We start from the raw sequence: 16747 nt of genomic DNA, 5'->3' as shown, positions 1-16747 counted from the left end.
ACACCGTCCCCGGGTCGACCCAGAGTCGATTGTGGGAGCCAGACTGCCGGCGATTGCGTCCTTTCAGGCAACAGTGATGTTGGCTGTCAGGCCCTCATCGCCAGCGGGCTGGCTCCCACAGTATGTGTCGGTGCAAAACGAAAATCGGGTCCGGCGCCTGAGCGGTCAGGCGCCGGAGGGTCAATCAGGCTTGCGTCAGCTTGGCCACGGCGCGCTCGAAGCGCTCCAGGCCCTGATCGATGTCGGCGTCGTCGATCACCAGGCTCGGCGCGAAACGGATCACGTCCGGGCCGGCCTGCAGGATCATCAGGCCTTCACGCTCGGCGGCGTTGAACACGTCCTTGGCCTTGCCTTTCCAGGCATCGCTCAGCACGCAGCCGATCAGCAGGCCCAGACCGCGCACCTGGGTGAACAGGCCGTACTTCTGGCCGATCTGCTCCAGGCGGGTCTTGAACTTGTCGTGCTTGGCGTTGACGCCGTTGAGCACTTCAGGGGTGTTGATCACGTCGACCACTGCCTCGGCCACCGCGCACGCCAGCGGGTTGCCGCCGTAGGTGGTGCCGTGGGTGCCGACGACCAGGTGCTTGGCCAGCGCTTCGGTGGTCAGCATCGCCGCGATCGGGAAACCGCCGCCCAGGCTCTTGGCGCTGGTGAGGATGTCCGGGGTCACGCCGAAATGCTGGTAGGCGAACAGTTTGCCGGTGCGGCCCATGCCGGTCTGCACTTCGTCGAACACCAGCAGCGCGTTGTGCGCATCGCACAGCTCGCGGGCGCCTTGCAGGTACGCCAGCTCGGCCGGCAGCACGCCGCCCTCGCCCTGGATCGGTTCCAGCACCACGGCGCAGGTCTTGTCGGAAACGGCAGCCTTCAGGGCCGCCAGGTCGTTGTACGGCACGTGAGTGATGCCGGTGATCTTCGGACCGAAACCGTCGGAGTACTTCGACTGGCCGCCGACGTTCACGGTGAACAGGGTGCGGCCGTGGAAGCTGTTCAGCGCGGCGATGATTTCGTACTTCTCGCTGCCGAAACGGTCGAACGCTACGCGGCGGGCCAGCTTGAACGCGGCCTCGTTGGCTTCGGCGCCGGAGTTGCAGAAGAACACACGCTCGGCGAAGGTGGCGTCGATCAGCTTGTGCGCCAGGCGCAGGGCCGGCTCGTTGGTGAACACGTTGGACACGTGCCACAGCTTGTTCGCCTGCTCGGTCAGGGCGCCGACCAGCGCCGGATGCGCATGGCCCAGCACGTTGACGGCAATCCCGCCGGCGAAGTCGATCAGCTCGCGGCCGGTCTGGTCCCAGACGCGGGAGCCTTCGCCACGCACCGGAATGAAAGCGGCAGGCGCATAGTTGGGAACCATTACCTGGTCGAAATCGGCGCGTTGTACCGCAGCGTGCTCAACGGACATCGGAGTCTCCTGATGAGGAACACCCGCCTGAAACTGGCGGGAGATGGGGGGATTGTAAGGACAGTTCTCAGCCCGGCCTTGTCGCCAAGCGACAACTTCTTATAGCGCAAACCCCGGTTTTTCCCGGGTTTACGGCAATGCGACAAATAGGGTCGCAAAGGCGCAGTTTAACTGGCGACCGGGGTTTGCGGCAGACCTGTCACTTTGTATCCGATGCCGTTTTTCCGTGTGCGGTACATATGTACCGCACATGGCGCTCACCGATGGAGTCTGCTGTCCGCCCATCAATCAGCACGGCTCGCCCTGCGATGAACCCCCACCCTGTTGCCATCATCCGACCGACAATGCCATCACCGAAATGCCCCCCCGGACATTCTGGAATTGCCCATGGAAATCGCCCAAATCATTGAGTTGCGCGGCAATCCGCTTGCGCAGGAGAGCATGCGGTGCTGTCGGCTTGTTTCCGAACGGCAGCGGTCGATTTCGGCGCGCAAGCCATCATCGAACAAACGGAGGGGAGATTACGGACAGCGGGGCCTGCGGAACCGAAGAGCAAGCGCCCTCAAGCGCGGATCAACCGCGCTCCGGCGGCACCGAGGACAGCTCGAACGGGCTGCTGCTGCGCCGCTGGTTGCGGTCTTCCCGCGGCGTGGCGCCGAAGAAGTTGCGGTAGGCGCTGGAGAAATGCGGCCCCGAGGAGAAACCGCAGGACAGGCCGATCTGGATGATCGACTTGCTGGTCTGCATCAGCATCTGCCGGGCCTTGTTCAGGCGCAGCTCCAGGTAGTACTGGCTCGGCACACGGTTGAGGTACTGCTTGAAGATCCGCTCCAGCTGCCGGCGGGACACGCACACGTGCTGGGCGATTTCGTCGGTGGTCAGCGGCTCTTCGATGTTGGCTTCCATCAGCAGCACCGCCTGGGTGAGCTTCGGATGGCTGGAGCCCAGGCGGTTCTGCAGCGGAATGCGCTGACGCTCGCCCCCTTCGCGGATGCGCTCGACCACCAGTTCCTCGGAGACCGCGCCGGCCAGTTCAGCGCCGTGGTCACGGGCCAGCACCGCCAGCAGCAAGTCGAGCACCGACATGCCGCCGCAGGCCGTGAGACGGTCGCGGTCCCAGTCGAACAGATGGCTGGTGGCGATGACCTTGGGGAAGCGCTCGGCGAAATCGTCCTGCCAGCGCCAGTGCACGGCGGCACGGTAGCCGTCGAGCAGCCCCAGTTGCGCCAACGGGTACACGCCGGCGGACAGCCCGCCGATCACGCAACCGGCGCGCACCAGTTGCTTGAGCGCGCTGGTGAGGTTCGGCGCCAGGGCGGCCGGCGGCTCGTCGGCGAGCAGGAACAGTTTCTGGAAGTTCTCCAGCTTGCCGGACCAGGGTTCGCCAGGCAGTTGCCAGCCGCTCTCGCTCGGCGGTTCGGCCTGCAAGAACGACAACTCGTAGACCACCTCCGGATGCACCCGCTGAGCGACACGCAAGGCTTCCTCCGCCAGCGCCAGCGTCAGAGCTTTAGTGCTGGGCCAAATCAGGAAACCAATTCGATGGGCAGTCATGGGCGGGCAATCCGAAACGAGGTAACAGTATTGAAGGCATGGGCCAATGCTAGCCCGTAATCCTGAACCCGACATAGATCCAGTGTGGGAGCGAACCCGCTCGCGAAAGGGTTGGGTCAGTCAACGATGAGAATGACTGACCTGCCGCTTTCGCGGGCAGGCTCGCTTCCGCAGGGGAAATGAGCCAGCATCCAGGCTGCGAAGCATGCACTAACGTGGTGCATAAAGGGAGCGTTTACTTGAGGCTGCCCGAGAGGAATTGCTGCAAACGTTCCGACTGCGGGTTGACCAGCACTTCGCGCGGGTTGCCGCTCTCTTCCACCAGGCCTTTGTGCAGGAACACCAACTGGTTCGACACTTCACGGGCGAAGCCCATTTCGTGGGTCACCACCACCATGGTGCGGCCTTCCTGGGCCAGGGACTGCATGACCTTGAGCACATCGCCCACCAGTTCCGGGTCGAGGGCCGAGGTCGGCTCGTCGAACAGCATCACTTCCGGCTCCATCGCCAGCGCACGGGCGATCGCCACACGCTGCTGCTCGCCACCGGACATGTGCCCCGGGAAGGCGTCCTTGCGATGGGCCACGCCCACCTTGTTCAGGTAGTGCTCGGCCTTCTCGCGGGCCTCGGCCTTGGACACGCCCAGCACATGCACCGGCGCTTCCATGATGTTTTCCAGCGCGGTCATGTGCGACCACAGGTTGAAGTGCTGGAACACCATCGACAGGCGCGAGCGCATGCGCTGCAGCTGTTTCGGGTCGGCCGCCTTCAGCGCGCCGTCCTTGTTCGCCACCAGCTTGAGCTCTTCGTTGTTGAGCAGGATCTTGCCCGCGTGCGGCTGCTCGAGCAGGTTGATGCAGCGCAGGAAAGTACTTTTGCCGGAGCCACTGGAGCCGATGATGCTGATCACATCGCCGGCTGCCGCCTTCAGGGACACGCCCTTGAGCACTTCGTGACTGCCGTAGCGTTTATGCAGGTCTTGGACTTCAAGTTTGTACATGCGGTCGGTTCTCACAAAAACAGTCAGTCAGTCGTTGAGCAAGCGCCCGTGACGCAGCGCTTCGCGCCCCGCCACCTTGGCCAGCCAGAAACCGGGTTGGGCATATCGCAGCCGTTCAATGGCAAACAGCACCCCGGACGTACCAGCACACACCGTGCTGACCCGATCGGACACAGGGTCGATCACTTCAAAAATCTCATCGCCGGCCTCGACCCATTCGCCGGGCCTGCGCAAAAAGCTCACCACACCGGGGTGCGGCGCGAACAGCAGCTCAGTGCCCTCGAACGGCATGCCTTCGCAAGGCTCGTGCGCCGGCTTCGGCCACTCGCCACCGATCAGCCCCTGCTCGGCGAGGAACGCCAAGATACCTTCGGCCCAGTCCTCGGCCTGCGCCCGGCCGGTGTCGGCCTGGCCGCCCAGCTCGACGGTGGTCGCCAGGCAGGCCAGGGGAATCGACGCCTCCGGGAACTGGCGCGACAGGCGCAGCCACGGCAGCGAGCAGGCTTCGTCGAAGGAGCTGCCGCCGGAGTCTTCCGCCAGCAATCCCACTTTAACGTTCAGGTGCGCGGCCAGCGAACGCCACTGCGGCCAGTGCTGCGGCAACGCGTACAGGTGCAGCGCGGCTTCGGCGTCGCAGTGCAGGTCCAGCACCACGTCAGCGGTGCAGGCGTGGCTGAGCAGCACGCGCTGCATGCCTTGCAGTTGGCTGCTCGCCTCGGGCAACGCCGCCAGGTGATCGGCCATCGCCTGACGGATCAGCCGGACGTTGGCGTGCGGATCATCGCCCAGGCGTTCGCCCAGCGCCGCTGCGACCGGTGCGCTCAACTCGACGAAGTCGCGGTTGAAGTTCTTGCCGCTGCCCGCCTCGAACCGGCCCTGGTGATTGCCTTGCAGCAATTGGCCAAGACCCAGCGGGTTGGCCACCGGCACCAGTTCGATGACGCCGTTGAGCAGGCCTTGGGCTTCGAGCTCGCCGAGGCGCTTCTTCAGTTCCCAGGCGGTACGCATGCCCGGCAGTTCGTCGGCGTGCAGGCTGGCCTGGATGTAGGCCTTGCGCTCCCCGCCTCCGAAGCGGAACACCGAAATCCGGCGCTCGCTGCCCAGGTGGCTCCACGGCAATACGTGGTCGATGCGTTCCATGTCAGTGCTTCCGCGGGGCCAGGTAGCTCAGCCAGCGGCGCTCGGCCAGCTTGAACAGGCGCACAAGGATGAAGGTCAGGCACAGGTAGAACACGCCGGCGGTGATGTACGCCTCGAACGGCAGGTAGAACTGCGCGTTGACGGTGCGGGCCGCGCCGGTGATGTCGATCAGGGTCACGATGGACGCCAGGCTGGTGGTCTGCAGCATCATGATCACTTCGTTGCTGTACTGCGGCAGCGCCCGGCGCAGGGCCGACGGCAGCAGGATGCGCTTGTACATCTTGAAGCGCGACATGCCCACGGCCTTGGCCGCTTCGATCTCGCCGTGCGGCGTGGCCTTGAGGCTGCCGGCGATGATTTCGGCGGTGTAGGCGCTGGTGTTGATCGCGAAGGCCAGGCATGCGCAGAACGTCGCGCTGGACAGCCACGGCCACAGGAAGCTTTCGCGCACGGCCTCGAACTGGGCCAGGCCGTAGTAGATCAGGAACAGCTGCACCAGCATCGGCGTGCCGCGGATCACGTAGGTGTAGAGCCACGCCGTCATGTTGACCACCGGGTTCTTCGAGACGCGCATCAGGCCCAGCGGCAGCGCCGCGAGCAGGCCGAACAGCAGCGACAGCGCGAGCAGTTTGAGGGTGGTCACCAGCCCGCCGAGGTACAGCGGCAGCGACTCCCAGATGACGTTGTAGTCGAAGATCATAGCTCAGCCGCCCTTACGCCTACCGAGTAGCGCTTCTCGAGGTGACGCAGCGCCAGCAACGAGACGCTGGTGATCACCAGGTACATCGCCGCCACTGCCAGGAAGAAGGTGAAAGGCTCGCGGGTGGCGTCGGCCGCCTGCTTGGCCTTGAACATCATGTCTTGCAGGCCGACCACGGAAATCAGCGCGGTGGCCTTGGTCAACACCAGCCAGTTGTTGGTGAAGCCCGGGATCGCCAGGCGGATCATCTGCGGCACCATCACCCGGAAGAACACCTGCAGGCTGCTCATGCCATAGGCCATGCCTGCTTCGGCCTGCCCCTTGGGAATGGCCATGAACGCGCCACGGAAGGTCTCGGACAGGTACGCACCGAAGATGAAGCCGAGGGTGCCGATGCCGGCGGCCAGCGGGTTCAGGTCGATGTATTCGTCGTAGCCGAGCATCGGCGCCACGCGGTTGAGCATGTCCTGGCCGCCGTAGAAAATCAGCAGGATCAGCACCAGGTCGGGCACTCCGCGGATCACCGTGGCGTACAGGTCGCCCAGCCACGCCAGCCAGCGCACCGGCGACAGCCGCAGCGCGACACCGATCAGACCGAGAACGATCGCCAGGGCCATGGACGACAAGGCGAGCTGAAGCGTCAGCCATGCGCCGTCGAGGATGACAGCCCCGTAGCCTTTCAACATGATTCAGGTCCTCGAAAGTTGGGATGAAAAAATGGCGCAAACCGCAGAGATTCTGTTGCTTGCGCCATTTCGGACGGATCGTGCGACGAACTTACTTGCCGTAAATGTCGAAGTCGAAGTACTTGTCCTGGATTTGCTTGTACTTGCCGTTCTCGCGGATGGCCGCGATGGCAGTGTTGATCTTGTCCTTGAGCGCGTCGCCCTTGCGCACGGCGATGCCGACGCCGTCGCCGAAGTACTTCTCGTCGGTGAACTGCGGGCCGACGAACGCGAAGCCCTTGCCGGCGTCGGTCTTCAGGAAGCCGTCATTCAACAGGGTAGCGTCTGCCACGGTGCCGTCGAGGCGACCGGCGGCCACGTCGAGGTAGATTTCGTTCTGCGAGCCGTACGGCTTGATCTCGGCACCCAGCGGGGCCAGGACCTCACGGGCGAAGCGCTCGTGGATCGAGCCGCGCTGCACGCCGATGTTCTTGCCCTTGAGCTCGGTCAGGCCGTCGCTGACAGCGGTGCCTTCCTTCATGACCAGTCGGGCCGGGGTGTTGTAGTACTTGTTGGTGAAGTCCACGGATTTCTTGCGGTCTTCGGTGATCGACATGGACGACAGGATCGCGTCGATCTTGCGCACCTTCAGGGCCGGGATCAGGCCGTCGAACTCTTGCTCGACCCACTGGCACTTAACCTTCATCTCTTCGCACAGGGCGTTGCCGATGTCGTAGTCGAAACCGACGATGCTGCCGTCCGGGGCCTTGGAGGCGAATGGAGGGTAGGCCGCTTCGATACCGATCTTCAGAGGCTTTTCGTCAGCGAACGATGGCAGGGACAGCACGGACAGTGCCAGGGCGCCAAGCAGCACAAGTTTCTTCATCTTGGGACTCCATCGGTAAAGGGCAAAAACGGCAGAGTGAGCGACAGCCCAATATGCGAATGGGTGGATCGGAAAGCGGCGCTGCATCGGTCGGACGTTTCCCGGCGAAAACGCCTGGGGTTTAAACACGAGCCACGACGAGCGAGTGATCGGCATTCTAGCGACAGGCCCGAAGCCGATATTTCTTCAATGCGACAACTAATTACAGATGCACCGAGAAACCCGCCCGAGCAGATTGACAGCTCCGCAATTTCATGCAAGAGCAAAAGACAGTGAACCGATCTATGTTGCAAATTGCGGGCCTATTATTCGCAAACCCTTCTAATCCGGCAAGCGCAGCGTTCCGTCTAATTTTGCGCAGGGCATTTTGAGGCCCTGAAACCGGGCGCGGCGTTTCCCATTGCCCCGTTGCGGAGCGGGCGGTTACACATTCAGTAACTTGAAGACGGGCCGGTAACAGCGGGAAGCGTCTGACGGGGGAAACCGATAATTATTGGTTGGGGAGTTTTCGCAGATTCTTCACTTGCCTGACCGATTGCCATCGCTGGCAAGCCAGCTCCCACAAGGTTTCGTGGCGGGTTAGGGATATCGGTTTCCATGCAAATCCCTGTGGGAGCTGGCTTGCCAGCGATGACGCCAACCCTCCCGCCCGAGAATCCGCAGACAGAAAAAAGCCCCGCCCGGCATGCGCCGGACGGGGCTTTTCAGCACGTCAGACCCGCCGCTTACGCGACATTCATGGTCTTGTGGGTATCGATCAGGTGCTGCACCACGCTTGGGTCCGCCAGGGTCGAGATGTCACCCAGCCCTTCGTACTCCGCGGTGGCGATCTTGCGCAGGATCCGGCGCATGATCTTGCCCGAACGGGTCTTCGGCAGGCCCGGCGCCCACTGGATCACGTCCGGCGAAGCGATCGGGCCGATTTCCTTGCGCACCCAGTTCTTCAGTTCCAGGCGCAGTTGCTCGGTCGGCTCCTCGCCGTTCTTCAGGGTGACGTAGACATAGATGCCCTGCCCCTTGATGTCGTGCGGCACCCCGACCACCGCCGCTTCGGCGACTTTCGGGTGGGCGACCATCGCGCTTTCGATCTCGGCGGTGCCCATGCGGTGGCCGGACACGTTGAGCACGTCGTCCACCCGCCCGGTGATCCAGTAGTAGCCGTCGGCGTCGCGACGGGCGCCGTCACCGGTGAAATACATGCCGCGGAAGGTCTTGAAGTAGGTGTCGACGAAACGGTCGTGATCGCCGTACAGGGTGCGCGCCTGGCCCGGCCACGAATCGAGGATCACCAGGTTGCCCTCGGCCTCGCCCTCGATGATGTTGCCCAGGTTGTCCACCAGCGCCGGCACCACACCGAAGAACGGACGCGCCGCCGAACCCGGCTTGAGGGCGTGGGCGCCCGGCAGCGGGCTCATCATGTTGCCGCCGGTCTCGGTCTGCCACCAGGTGTCGACGATCGGGCAGCGGGACTGGCCGACGTTCTTGTAGTACCAGTCCCAGGCTTCCGGGTTGATCGGCTCGCCCACCGAACCGAGCAGGCGCAGGCTGCTGCCGTCCGCCCCTTCGACGGCCGCCGTGCCGGACGCCATCATGGCGCGGATCGCGGTCGGTGCGGTGTAGAGGATGTTGACCTTGTGCTTGTCGACGATCTTCGCCACCCGGGTGATATCCGGGTAGTTCGGCACGCCTTCGAACAGCAGCGTGGTCGCGCCGTTGGCCAGCGGGCCGTAGACGATATAGGAGTGCCCGGTGACCCAGCCCACGTCGGCGGTGCACCAGTAGATTTCCCCCGGACGGTAGTCGAACACGCGCTCGTGGGTCATGGCCGCATACAGCAGGTAACCGCCGGTGGTGTGCTGCACGCCCTTCGGCTTGCCGGTGGAGCCGGAGGTGTAAAGGATGAACAGCGCCTCTTCGGCGCCCATCTCTTTGGGTGCGCACACGGTGCCGGCCACTTTCATCAGGTCTTCGTACCAGATGTCGCGGTGCTGGTTCCACTTGATGTCGCCGGCGGTGCGCTTGCACACGATGACTTTCTGGATGCTGCTGGTTTCCGGGTTGGTCAGCGCGTCGTCGACGTTGGCCTTGAGCGGGATCTTCTTGCCGGCGCGGATGCCTTCGTCGGCGGTGATCACCACTTTGGAGCGGCAGTCGATGATGCGCCCGGCCAGGGCTTCCGGCGAGAAGCCGCCGAACACCACCGAGTGGATTGCGCCGATCCGGGTGCAGGCCAGCATGGCGACCACGGCTTCGGGGATCATCGGCATGTAGATGGTGACCACGTCGCCGCGGTGCACATCCTGGCCGCGCAGGGCGTTGGCGAACTTGCAGACTTGTTCGTGCAGTTCGCGGTAGGTGATGTTGCGGCTTTCGGAAGGGTCGTCGCCCTCCCAGATGATCGCGATCTGATCGCCGCGCTCGGCCAGATGACGGTCGAGGCAGTTGTAGGAAACGTTCAGGGTGCCGTCGGCGAACCACTTGATGTCGACGTGATGGTCGTCGAACGACGTCTGCTTCACCGCGGTGAAAGGTTTGATCCAGTCGAGGCGCTTGGCCTGTTCGCGCCAGAAGCCGTCCGGGTTGACGACCGACTGCTGATACATGGCTTTGTAGGTTGCCTCGTCGGTCAGCGTATTGGCCGCAACTTCAGGGCGAACGGGATACAGGGAAGCCGCACTCATCTTTCCTACCTCGGTGTAATAGTTGTTTTTGTATGACCCTGTTGTAGCCGGGGCGCCCGTATAGAACCATTCGACGATGGTAGTAACAAGCCCCTACAAAACATCCAGACAATCCCGAAGCACGCCATAACCGAGCCCGCCCAGTTAACCGCAGCCCTTGTGGGATCTGGCCTGCCGGCGATTCCGGCGACTCGGTATTCCAGGCGGTCCACCTCCGCGGTAAGCCTCCGCTTACACGATATCGGGCGATTGTTACGAAATCTGCCAAAGGTGTTTATCAAAACCCGCTCTGTTTACCCCCACCCCGCCTCCCTAGAATCTGCCTCGCCGACAAGGCAAAGCGATTAACAACGTTACAGCCCCCACGAAGGCCGTTAATCACGCTCCGCTTCAAGTAACCCAAGCAATGAAGTTCCACACGCAACCCCAAAAAGGTTGCGTGCCCCCACTCGACCTCAAGAAGGTAACTTTGAAATGAAAGCTTTATTGGTTCTGGCCCTCAGCAGTCTGTGCGCAACCGCCATGGCAGACGAGGTCCCGACTGATGTCGCGCAGCAACAACCGGTGATCGAGGAATACACTTACTCCACCCACCTGGACATCGCCAAAGTGGTGTCCATGAGCGAAGTGCCGAATGTGTGTGAAGTGGTGCCGATGAAAATGGAATACGACGACTCCAAGGGCCAGCGCCATATCCTGCGTTACAGCGTCATGGGCAACGGTTGCTCCAACGGCTGACCGGGACTGCACCGCACCGGCCCGTTCAGCGATGCGCTGAGCGTCGATTCCAGCCCGGCTTCGGCCGGGCTCAGTTGTGTTTTCCGATGCCGAAAGGGCTTGCAAAACACAACATATAGTGAAAACACGGTTTTTTTGTTCGTTTTTTGAACAAACCCGCAAACGCGAGATTTTTGCGAAAAAAAATCTTCTGCCGCCAAAGCCCCATAAACTCTCGCTCCGACCGAAAAAGCCGCCCTCCTGACCGCCCCATGCGCGGATTCGCCCCACCACGGCGGGGAAAAATTCCCTATAATGCCGCCCTAAACGGGCCTGCAATATTCCCTTACAGGGATCCGCAGCCAGTCCGGAGCCTCGCAGCAGCGTCCGACGACGCCTGCGCCCGTCAGAGGCTCCCGGCACCCGTACAAATTCAAGTTTTATTGCCTGCCTTAGCTGCTGCAAAAAACGATTCCTTTAGATCCAACGCGGCCGGTACGGCCGTGTGAACAACCCACAACCGGTTTTCACACGGGCATCCGGCCCTCACGCAGGAGACGACACGTCATGCTGAGCTGGGACGATTTCGACAAAGAAGACAGTGAAGCAGCGGCCAAACCAGCCGCCGCCGGCAACAATGCCGAAGCCACCCTGGACCGCCTCGACAGCGCCGGCGGCGCCGCCGCCCTCGAGGCCCGCGCCGTGACCGCCAACGACTCGGCCGCCGTCGCCCGCGCCAAGGCCGCACTGGATTCGCTCGACGTCGCCGAAGGCCTCGCCGAACTCGAAGGCTCCGCCGCCCGTGTCGCCGTCGACGAAAAGCGCATGATCAACTGCCGCGCCGACCTCAACCAACTCGTACCGTTCAAGTACGACTGGGCCTGGCAGAAGTACCTGGACGGCTGCGCGAACCACTGGATGCCGCAAGAAGTCAACATGACCGCCGACATCGCCCTCTGGAAAAACCCGGAAGGCCTGACCGAAGACGAGCGCCGCATCGTCATGCGCAACCTGGGCTTCTTCTCCACCGCCGACTCCCTGGTCGCCAACAACCTGGCCCTGGCCGTGTACCGTCTGATCACCAACCCGGAATGCCGCCAGTACATCCTGCGCCAGGCCTTCGAAGAGGCGATCCACACCCACGCCTACCAGTACTGCATCGAATCGCTGGGCATGGATGAAGGCGAAATCTTCAACATGTACCACGAGATCCCGTCGGTCGCGAAGAAAGCCGCCTGGGGCCTGAAATACACCCGCGCCATCTCCGACCCGGAATTCAACACCGGCACCGTCGAAACCGACAAGGAACTGCTGCGCAACCTGATCGCCTACTACTGCGTCCTGGAAGGCATCTTCTTCTACTGCGGCTTCACCCAGATCCTCTCCATGGGCCGCCGCAACAAGATGACCGGCGTCGCCGAGCAGTTCCAGTACATCCTGCGCGACGAATCCATGCACCTGAACTTCGGCATCGACGTGATCAACCAGATCAAGATCGAAAACCCGCACCTGTGGGACGCCGAAATGAAGGAAGAAGCTTCGCAGATGATCCTGCAAGGCACCCAGCTGGAAATCGAATATGCCCGCGACACCATGCCTCGCGGCGTGCTGGGCATGAACGCGGCGATGATGGAGGACTACCTGAAGTTCATCGCCAACCGTCGCCTGTCGCAGATCGGCCTGAAGGAAGAGTACCCAGGCACCACCAACCCATTCCCGTGGATGAGCGAGATCATGGACTTGAAGAAAGAGAAGAACTTCTTTGAGACTCGTGTGATCGAGTACCAAACCGGTGGTGCGTTGAGCTGGGATTGATTCCTGGTTCGCCACGGTTTGACGGTTGCGGTCTGAGTCGACCAGCCGAAAAAGCAAAAGCCCCGATCTGATCGGGGCTTTTTTATTGGGGAAGGAATAGTTTTGCTCCTTCCCATCAGTTCAGAACATCTTCAGCGTTGTGTCCTTGTAGGAATGTTCGCGAGATTAATCGCGATTCTCTGTAGGAATTTTCGTAGACATCCGTAATGGCCACTCAGTATCGTCCAAGGGATTCCAACCCTCGGCGAATGTATGAGCGACAAAACGAAAGACAGCGACTGGACAGTGTTTGAGATCGAGGCGGCCGTTGACGCCTATCTGAAGATGCTGGAGCAAGAACTGGCCGGCCAAAAATTCAACAAGGCCCATGAGAATCGCGCTCTGCGTGCCTCAGCCCTGCCCACCCGCACCAAAGGCTCCGTCGAATTCCGAATGCAGAACATCTCCAGGGTTTTGATGACAATGGATCGGCAACCGATCAAGGGCTACAAACCGGCGAAGAACGTGGGGCCGAAAGTTGAGCATTGGATTCGGGACGCGCTTGCTGATCGGGGTGTTCAACCGGGCAACCCTACTGTTCCGACGGCGGATGAAGAAACGCTGGAGCGCCGTGCCGCTGCACTTCAAAAGCTTGAGTTCAAGGAACCACCGAAGGGCATCAAAAAGCCGAAGAAAGCTGAAAACTCCCGCACCGTCTTTGTTCGCGATCCCGGCGTCAGGGCGTGGGTTCGCAATGAAGCCAACGGTCATTGCGAAGGCTGCGGAGAACCCGCCCCCTTCCACAAATTCGACTTGCCGTTTCTGGAAGTCCATCACGTCAAACCGCTTGCCGATAAGGGCTCCGATCAAATCACCAACGCTGTAGCGTTGTGCCCGAACTGTCATCGCCGTTGCCATCACTCCAATGACCGTGAGGTATTCACTGAGAAGCTCTACCAGCGGGTTAAGCGGTTAGTGCCCGAATAACCGTCCTCTCTGGCGCCTTGACCTGGTCGCCGCAACGCTCCCATGCTTGTCCGCAGACGCAAGCCCCAAGAGGCGGATCGGTATGTGCGCAGACCGGATCACGGCAGAGCAGCGCTCCAGGCTCATGGCGCAGATCAAGGGCAAGGACACCAAGCCTGAACGGGTCGTCCGCTCCTTGTGCCATGCGATGGGGCTGCGGTTTCGTTTGCATCGGCGAGACCTGCCGGGGTCGCCTGACCTGGTCTTTCCCAAGCATCGGCTGTGCCTCTTCGTGCACGGTTGCTTTTGGCATCGGCATGGCTGCAAGTTCGCGTCCGTTCCTAAAACGCGCCCTGAGTATTGGTCGCAGAAGTTCGAGGCCAATGCCCAACGGGACGAGCGTTGCATTAACAAGCTGAAGCTGTTGGACTGGCGTGTCGATGTGATCTGGGAGTGCGAACTCAAGGATCTTGATCGCATCAAGGAACGCATTCAGACGCTCACCGCCCCGCTCCACTGAAGGAACCAGTCCCCGCCATGAAGTTCGACCTCGCCTATTGCGTCAGCCTCGACGACAAACTTTCGATCTATGACGTCCGCGACCTCAACTTCGACGAGACAGTGGACTTCGATTCGGCCAAGGAACATTTCCAGTGCCCCAACGATGCCTGCCGTGCAGCATCCGAAGTGTCGAATGAATTGGGGACGTTCAATGCCAAGAACGTGAACTACGTACGCACACCGCACTTCAAGAACCTGCCGACGACGCAGCATGTGGCGGGATGTCCGTACGCGAGCCTGAAAGCGTCGGCGTCGGGAAGCGCAACAGAGGACGGCGACGAAGGGCGGGAAGAGCACTTTCCGTCTGAGTTGCTGCTGACCCGACGTGAGTACGTGCGCAAGCCGGCGGCTGTGGAAGTGGGGGCGGATGTGCGGCGGGACGATCCGCTCCGTGCAGAGCCGACGAACGCCAAGCCGTCCGCAGGCCGCGACACGGCGCCGGACAAGACCACGGTCTTCGCCCACCCGGTGGAATGTTTCGTGTCGAACTTCGCCGACAAGGAACTGCTCAAGCGCATGCCGCTCAAGATCGGCGAACACACCGCGCCCTATGGTTCGTTCTTCAAGAAGGTTGAATACCTGCTGGACAACAAAGGGCTGATCTACTGGGGCAAGATCAAGGAGATCAAGGACTACACCCAAAGCCTGCGCATCGACTTCGAACAGAAGGTCTGGTTCAAGCAAGCGGACGAGGCGAAGAAGAAACCGTATTCGGTGAACGTGTACCTGAGCAAGAAACTCATCGACAACTACCGCAAGCGCAAGGCGTTCCTGGAAGAGATCAAGCACGCTATCGACAGCGACAAGGAACTGTTCTGTTTCTTCTATGGCGTGACGCCGGAGCTGAAGCAGGTGCCGAGCAAGAAAAACCCCGAACAGACGTTCGGGGTGTTCAGTGCAAACATTGAAAACCTGGATCACTTCATAGTGCGGGAAGCGCCGGGGTTGGCGTGACCCTCAGCCCTGGGGCAGTTGCAGTTTGACGACGCCGGGGTGTTGCTTGACCACCGAGTACGGCAACACGGACCACTCGGGGTTGTCACAGTTGCGTTGGATGCGCGCGAAGTAAGCGCCCATGTAAATGCCCTTCGCCGTGAAGTGCCAGTTGGAATATCCCCAGACACTTTCGTCGGTGTAGTCGCACTCGCCGTCGTCTTCGGCAGGCTTCTTCATTTCTTCGGGATAGAGCGTGGCGAACTGTTTGACCAGCCATGGCGCCATGACCTTGCCCTGATCGTATTCGGTCGCTTGACTGTCAGGCTTGCCGATCCACAGCACATCCTTGAGCTTCAACAGCTCGCCGGTGCGCACATCGAGGTTGATCGGCGAACTGCCGAAGTCCGGATGCGCACCGCCGCAGTTGTAGCCGGTGGAAATCTCCAGGCTGACCACTTCCGGCGACAGGAACGTGGGGGCAGCCCCTTGATCGAACTCGGCATATTCGCCGCCATCCATCATGCAGCGGTGATAGTCGCTGACTTCGCTCCAGAGCCGGCCGAGCAGATGTTCGTTGATGCGTTGCCGTTCTTCTTTTGCGTAGCCGGACTCGACCGTGAACAGTGAAATCTTCGACTCAGGCTCTGCCCACCATTGCAGTTCGTAGCCCATGAACGTCTCTTTTTTCACCGGCTTGAGCGTGAGCCCGCGCAGCCGCAGGTACTCGTAGGGGTCGCTGCCCGGCAATGCAGCGACATAGGGCAATGCGCCTGGCGCCGGGGCAGGCAATGCGGCCTGGGTGAGACGCACCGGCAGCTTTTTGCCCTGCGGGCTCTGCCACTCGCCCTGCCAGCCGTTGCCGGCCCGTGTCAGCGTGAGAGTCGGCAAGGGTTTGTCTTCTGCGCTGTAACGGGAGTTGCCTTCGTTGAGCGTGAGCACGCCGTCCTGCAGCGTACCGCCGAGCTCCAGGTCACGGTGGTACTTCTCGTAGAAATAGCGACCGCTCACCTGTTCCGCATTGGCGGTGTTCACTTCCAGGACGATCGGCATCTTGCCCAGCGTGCCGGTGAAGATCTGACGGATATCGCCGGCGTGAGCGGCCGTCATCAGTGTGAACAGCGCAGTGGCCGACAGTGCCGGAGGCAACAATCCCTTGAACATGAATCGATCCCTGAATGAGTAGGAGGTCGCGCCGGGCTTGGAACCGGCGCAGTCAAACGCGGGGCGCATTATGGCGAGGTTGCGTGCGGGAATCGAGGCGCAGCCGCTTGCACCGTTCGTCCGGTCAGCTGCCGTTGGTTCGCAAAAACGCGAAATTGCGTTTGATCCGGCCTGAAAACAACTGTACAAAAACACAGTACATTTTCAGCCAGCATTTCTGCGCCCGGAGCACACCACCATGGCCACTTCTGCGATGAACCTCATTCTCGAACGCATTGCCCTGTTCCAGTTCACCCCGACGCACTGCGCCCAGGCCCGGGCGATGCTGGGCTGGAGTGTGGAGGCGCTGGCGCGGGAGGCCGGCGTCTCCACGGATGACATCCAGCGCTTCGAAGCGCAGCAGGACGTGGCGGAGGCCTCGCGCCTCGCGTTGACCTACCGCTTCGAGGCGCAGGGGCTGGTGTTTTTCCCCGGCTTTGCGCCGGCGCGGGGCGGGAATGTGAAGGGCATGACGCACGACCTTGGCGGCCGCAGCGACTTCGCGATGGCGGAATAGTCCGGTTTGCCTCGCAGGCGCGAAC

15 protein-coding genes are annotated in these 16747 nt (G+C 61.7%); 6 read left to right on the top strand and 9 right to left on the bottom strand.

Annotation, left to right across the window (positions count from 1 at the left end; genetic code table 11):
• Positions 1-184 precede the first annotated feature (184 nt).
• The 8 genes from CAG41_RS05340 to acs all read right to left on the bottom strand — a co-directional run bounded on the left by CAG41_RS05340 (position 185) and on the right by acs (position 10031).
• Positions 185-1405, bottom strand: coding sequence for an aspartate aminotransferase family protein (locus CAG41_RS05340; RefSeq protein WP_085578235.1), 1221 nt, complete (start codon positions 1403-1405; stop codon positions 185-187).
• A 573-nt stretch (positions 1406-1978) separates the two neighbouring features.
• The gene (gene argR / locus CAG41_RS05335; protein ID WP_085636663.1) at positions 1979-2959 is read right to left on the bottom strand and encodes a transcriptional regulator ArgR; all 981 of its coding nucleotides are present in this window, start codon (positions 2957-2959) and stop codon (positions 1979-1981) included.
• 235 nt (positions 2960-3194) lie between these two features.
• Positions 3195-3959 (bottom strand): ABC transporter ATP-binding protein, encoded by a 765-nt coding sequence (locus CAG41_RS05330; protein WP_085578237.1) that lies wholly within the window; start codon positions 3957-3959, stop codon positions 3195-3197.
• 27 nt (positions 3960-3986) lie between these two features.
• On the bottom strand, positions 3987-5099 hold the full coding sequence (locus tag CAG41_RS05325; RefSeq protein ID WP_085578238.1) for a M14 family metallopeptidase: 1113 nt from the start codon (positions 5097-5099) through the stop codon (positions 3987-3989).
• A gap of 1 nt (position 5100) precedes the next feature.
• Entirely contained in the window at positions 5101-5799 is a 699-nt protein-coding gene (locus tag CAG41_RS05320) for an ABC transporter permease (protein WP_085578239.1), read from the bottom strand.
• A complete protein-coding gene (locus CAG41_RS05315; protein WP_085578240.1) occupies positions 5796-6485 on the bottom strand; it encodes an ABC transporter permease in 690 nt (229 codons plus the stop codon). Before CAG41_RS05315 ends, CAG41_RS05320 begins: the two co-directional genes overlap by 4 nt.
• Before the next feature lie 91 nt (positions 6486-6576).
• Complete coding sequence (locus CAG41_RS05310) at positions 6577-7350, bottom strand: ABC transporter substrate-binding protein (RefSeq protein ID WP_085578241.1); 774 nt, start codon at positions 7348-7350, stop codon at positions 6577-6579.
• A 725-nt stretch (positions 7351-8075) separates the two neighbouring features.
• Entirely contained in the window at positions 8076-10031 is a 1956-nt protein-coding gene (gene acs, locus CAG41_RS05305) for an acetate--CoA ligase (protein WP_085578242.1), read from the bottom strand.
• 474 nt (positions 10032-10505) lie between these two features.
• On the opposite strand from acs, the gene CAG41_RS05300 reads away from it, so the two are divergent.
• The 5 genes from CAG41_RS05300 to CAG41_RS05280 all read left to right on the top strand — a co-directional run bounded on the left by CAG41_RS05300 (position 10506) and on the right by CAG41_RS05280 (position 15023).
• The gene (locus CAG41_RS05300; RefSeq protein ID WP_085578243.1) at positions 10506-10769 is read left to right on the top strand and encodes a DUF2790 domain-containing protein; all 264 of its coding nucleotides are present in this window, start codon (positions 10506-10508) and stop codon (positions 10767-10769) included.
• A gap of 546 nt (positions 10770-11315) precedes the next feature.
• Positions 11316-12563 (top strand): ribonucleotide-diphosphate reductase subunit beta, encoded by a 1248-nt coding sequence (locus CAG41_RS05295; protein WP_085578244.1) that lies wholly within the window; start codon positions 11316-11318, stop codon positions 12561-12563.
• A 252-nt stretch (positions 12564-12815) separates the two neighbouring features.
• Entirely contained in the window at positions 12816-13529 is a 714-nt protein-coding gene (locus CAG41_RS05290) for an HNH endonuclease signature motif containing protein (protein WP_085706766.1), read from the top strand.
• 82 nt (positions 13530-13611) lie between these two features.
• A complete protein-coding gene (locus tag CAG41_RS05285) occupies positions 13612-14028 on the top strand; it encodes a very short patch repair endonuclease (protein WP_085578245.1) in 417 nt (138 codons plus the stop codon).
• Between the two features lie 17 nt (positions 14029-14045).
• Positions 14046-15023, top strand: coding sequence for a hypothetical protein (locus tag CAG41_RS05280; RefSeq protein WP_085706765.1), 978 nt, complete (start codon positions 14046-14048; stop codon positions 15021-15023).
• 3 nt (positions 15024-15026) lie between these two features.
• On the opposite strand, the gene CAG41_RS05275 is transcribed toward CAG41_RS05280, so the two are convergent.
• On the bottom strand, positions 15027-16166 hold the full coding sequence (locus CAG41_RS05275; RefSeq protein WP_085706764.1) for a hypothetical protein: 1140 nt from the start codon (positions 16164-16166) through the stop codon (positions 15027-15029).
• A 238-nt stretch (positions 16167-16404) separates the two neighbouring features.
• On the opposite strand from CAG41_RS05275, the gene CAG41_RS05270 reads away from it, so the two are divergent.
• Positions 16405-16722: a hypothetical protein gene (locus CAG41_RS05270; protein ID WP_085629607.1), complete on the top strand. Its 318-nt coding sequence runs from the start codon at positions 16405-16407 to the stop codon at positions 16720-16722.
• Positions 16723-16747 lie beyond the last annotated feature (25 nt).

The sequence above is a fragment of the Pseudomonas sp. B35(2017) genome, assembly GCF_002113645.1.
Taxonomy (GTDB): domain Bacteria; phylum Pseudomonadota; class Gammaproteobacteria; order Pseudomonadales; family Pseudomonadaceae; genus Aquipseudomonas; species Aquipseudomonas ekonensis.
This window is presented reverse-complemented; position numbering and strand designations above follow the sequence as displayed.